The organism is Neisseria iguanae, assembly GCF_003013245.1.
Taxonomy (GTDB): Bacteria; Pseudomonadota; Gammaproteobacteria; order Burkholderiales; family Neisseriaceae; genus Neisseria; species Neisseria iguanae.
The window spans coordinates 1-3,792 of sequence record NZ_PXYY01000141.1; the positions used below are offsets into that span (position 1 = coordinate 1).

Below are 3,792 nucleotides of genomic sequence, written 5' to 3' on the forward strand. Positions count from 1 at the left end.
AAGCGACGGTAGCGTCGCTTTTCTTATTTCTCATCATCCGATATAGTGCAAAAGCTGGCGAAACTTTCGCAAAGCCTAGAGTGCAAAAGCTACTGCAACAAAGTGCAAAAGTCGGCGGCGGCTTACATGTAAGTGTAAAAAGGCCGTTTGAAATCAAATTTATGCGATAAAAGGCATTCAAAGTTTGTATTTTCTTGTAAAATGCCAAGTTTCTTTGCCACGATTCGCCGGCATGCCGATCATGGTGCGGTGGAAACTTCTGAATAAGAGCGGGATATGGATTTTCGTTTTGACATTATTTATGAATATCGCTGGATGTTCTTTTACGGCGCGCTGACGACGCTGGGTTTGACTTTTGTGGCAACCTTGGGCGGTACGGTACTGGGTTTGATTGGCGCGCTGGCGCGACTGGTGCATTTTGAAAAAGGCGGCGTGCTGTTGAAAACCGCGGCATGGCTGTTGCGTACGGTGTCACTGGTGTATGTGACGCTGTTTCGCGGGACGCCGCTGTTTGTACAGATTTTTATTTGGTATTTCATTTGGGCGGTCGCGCTGATTCACCCGGCAGACGGTTGGCTGGTAAGCGGTGATGCGGCGGTGCAGCTGCGTCGCGGTTATGGTGCGCTGATTGCCGGTACGCTGGCTTTGATGGTGAACGCGGGTGCGTATATCACGGAAATTTTCCGTGCGGGTATCCAGTCGATTGATAAAGGTCAAATCGAAGCGGCGCGCTCGTTGGGCTTAACTTACCCGCAAGCCATGCGTTATGTGATTTTGCCGCAAGCTTTGCGCCGTATGCTGCCGCCGTTGGCGAATGAATTTATTACGTTGCTGAAAGACAGTTCGCTGTTATCGGCGATTGCGGTGGCGGAATTGGCTTATGTGCAAAACACGATTTCCGGCCGCTATTCGGTATATGAAGAGCCGCTTTATACCGTGGCGCTGATTTACCTCTTGATGACGACTTGCCTGGGCTGGATCTTCCTGCGCTTGGAAAAGCGTTATAATGTGGTACATCGTTGATTAAATAGATAAAAAAGGCCGTCTGAAATGTTTCAGACGGCCTTTTGTGTTGAATTAGAAAAATTAAAACAAGTTTTTTTGTGCTTGGTTGAGATAATTCAATAATGGTTTGGGCAAACCATAATCAGCCAAATTTTCTTGCGCTATCCATAGGCCGTCTGAAATGTTTTCAGAAGGCTTGTCGTCTGTGGTGAACGGGGTAATCATCAAAAGACGATGGGTCAGGCGGTGGGTAAACGCGGCTTGTTCATTTAGGCCGTCTGAATCAAGATTTAAAGTTTGGGTGTATTGGTACAAATCTACCAGGTTTTCGAAACAAGGCACGCAATACAGGCCGCCCCAAATGCCTTTGGCCGGACGTTTGCGCAACAGGATTCGATTATCTCGGTTGCGTACAATCAGCCAATAAAGCGGCAGAGTTTGCACTTCAACTGCCGTTTTTTTACGTGGCAGCTCGGCAATGCGGTTTTGCTTTTTGGCTTCACAAATATTGCTCATCGGGCATTCGTGGCAAAGCGGTTTGGTGCGTTTGCATACGGTTGCGCCCAAATCCATTAAACCTTGCGTGTAGGCGGGCATGTCGCTGTTTTCAGACGGCAGCAGGCTTTCGGCAAGCTGCCAGAGTTGGTTTTCAAATTTTTTGTCTTGAGGATTGCCGTCAAGTCCATATACGCGGCACAACACGCGTTTGACGTTGCCGTCTAAGATGGTTTCTCGCTGGTTGAAGGCAAAGGCAGAAATGGCGGCGGCGGTGCTGCGGCCGACTCCGCACAGGGTTTCCAATTCGATTCGGGTTTGTGGGAATTCACCACTGAATTGTTCGATTATCTGCTTGGACGCTTTGTGCAGATTGCGCGCGCGGCTGTAATAGCCCAAGCCTGCCCAAAGCGACAAGATATCATCTTCGGCGGCATTGGCTAAGCTTTCCACATCGGGAAAGCGGTTCAGGAAGCGCGGGTAATAATCCAATACGGTGGCAACTTGTGTTTGCTGGAGCATGATTTCCGACAGCCAAACGGCGTAGGGATTTTTAACCTGCCAAGGTAGACGGTGGCGGCCGTATTGCTGCTGCCATTGTATCAGGCGGGTGGAAAAGTTTGAGGATTGGCGCATGGTTTCAGATCGGTCAGGTGAATTTGTGTTGCATCAAAAATTGTTTTAAAACAACATGTTATGTTATAACATGTTGAAAAAATGAAATTGACTTTCATCGGTGGTAAGACTATAAATAGGTTATATCGAAAGTGTGTTTCATCAAACAATAAAAGGAGTTGTACTATGAAAGCTATGGTGTATCACGGAGCGAATAATATCCGTTTTGAAGAAAAACCGCGCCCTGGAATTATCGATCCAACCGATGCGGTGGTAAAAATCGTTAAAACCACGATTTGTGGCACCGACTTGGGCATTTGGAAGGGTAAAAACCCTGAAGTGGCCGATGGCCGCATTCTTGGTCATGAGGGTGTCGGCATTGTAGAGGAAGTGGGTTCGGCTGTAAAAAATATCAAGGTGGGCGATAAGGTCATCATCTCTTGCGTGAGCAAGTGCTGCACCTGCGACAACTGTAAAAAACAACTCTATTCACACTGCCGCAACGGCGGTTGGATTTTGGGCTATATGATTGATGGCACGCAAGCCGAATATGTGCGCACACCTTATGCGGACAACAGCCTGATTCCATTACCTGCTTCGGTAAATGATGAAGTGGCCTTACTGTTGAGTGATGCGCTGCCGACCGCGCATGAAATCGGTGTACAATATGGCGATGTGAAACCAGGTGATACCGTATTTATCGCCGGCGCAGGCCCTGTGGGCATGTCGGCTTTGTTGACGGCTCAGCTTTATAGCCCTGCTGCATTGGTTGTGTGCGATATGGACGAAAACCGCTTGAAAATGGCAAAAGCATTGGGCGCAACCCATGTGATTAACCCAAGCTCAGGCAATGTGGAAAAACAGGTATTCGATATTGTCGGCGAAGATGGTGTGGACTGCGCGATTGAGGCAGTCGGCATTCCGGCTACTTGGGATATGTGCCAAGAAATCGTCAAGCCGGGCGGTCATATCGCTGTGGTGGGTGTGCATGGACAGCCAGTTGATTTCAAACTGGAAAAACTGTGGATTAAAAACCTCGCGATTACAACCGGTTTGGTGAACAGCAATACAACCGAAATGCTGTTGAAAGCAATTTCGACCAGCTCGGTAGATTACACCAAGATGATTACCCACCGCTTTAAATTCAGCGAATTGGAAGAGGCATATGATGTATTCAAACACGCTTCTGAAAATCAGGCCATGAAAGTGGTGCTGACTGCGGAATAATCGAATAGAATTTTGGTTCAAATACCTGATTAATGAAATAGGCCGTCTGAAAAGATTTTCAGACGGCTTTTGTTTTATATATTTTGTTTGGGGCTTAGGAAGCAAATCTAATCCAACGGCATATTCCATAACATTTCTAACAAAATTGCATACAGGTTATCATGTCTGTGATTAAAGCGGAATCCCGTTTCTTCTAGGTGCCAATAAAACGTCCGTCCGGATACGCCGTTAAATTCAACCGGCCTGTTTTTTTTTTTTTGCATAACCCCAATATGCCGAACCCCTCCGGCAAACCCGTTATCTGCGTGACGGACACGGAAGTGTTTTTCACAGCCCATATCAACCAGAACCACGCCGGCCACCGGTATTGGTAACGCCTTTGATAGGGAGATGGCCCCGGATAACCTTTTGCAGCATGACTTTTGAAGCACCGGGTACGGTTCCGGTACG

General features: G+C 47.6%; 3 protein-coding genes and 1 pseudogene. 2 read left to right on the forward strand and 2 right to left on the reverse strand.

Translation table 11 applies throughout. The features are described from left to right. Positions 1-276: 276 nt before the first annotated feature. Positions 277-1,023 carry an amino acid ABC transporter permease gene (locus C7N83_RS13290; protein ID WP_106743215.1) on the forward strand — a complete coding sequence of 249 codons (747 nt, stop codon included), beginning with the start codon at positions 277-279 and terminating at the stop codon, positions 1,021-1,023. Positions 1,024-1,086: 63 nt separating this feature from the next. Here the strand turns inward: C7N83_RS13290 and mutY are convergent, their stop codons facing one another. Further along, positions 1,087-2,136: an A/G-specific adenine glycosylase gene (mutY, locus tag C7N83_RS13295; protein WP_106743216.1), complete on the reverse strand. Its 1,050-nt coding sequence runs from the start codon at positions 2,134-2,136 to the stop codon at positions 1,087-1,089. Positions 2,137-2,301: 165 nt separating this feature from the next. Between mutY and C7N83_RS13300 the strand changes: the two genes are divergently transcribed. Continuing rightward, positions 2,302-3,342 (forward strand): zinc-dependent alcohol dehydrogenase family protein, encoded by a 1,041-nt coding sequence (locus tag C7N83_RS13300; RefSeq protein ID WP_106743217.1) that lies wholly within the window; start codon positions 2,302-2,304, stop codon positions 3,340-3,342. Between the two features lie 107 nt (positions 3,343-3,449). On the opposite strand, the pseudogene C7N83_RS15430 reads toward C7N83_RS13300, so the two are convergent. Next, positions 3,450-3,792 (reverse strand): annotated as a pseudogene (locus C7N83_RS15430) (hypothetical protein); the annotation flags it as partial.

Coding starts and splice junctions, on each gene's coding strand:
- C7N83_RS13290 (WP_106743215.1), top strand. CDS start 277: ATGGATTTTCGTTTTGACATTATTTATGAATATCGCTGGATGTTCTTT.
- mutY (WP_106743216.1), bottom strand. CDS start 2,136: ATGCGCCAATCCTCAAACTTTTCCACCCGCCTGATACAATGGCAGCAG.
- C7N83_RS13300 (WP_106743217.1), top strand. CDS start 2,302: ATGAAAGCTATGGTGTATCACGGAGCGAATAATATCCGTTTTGAAGAA.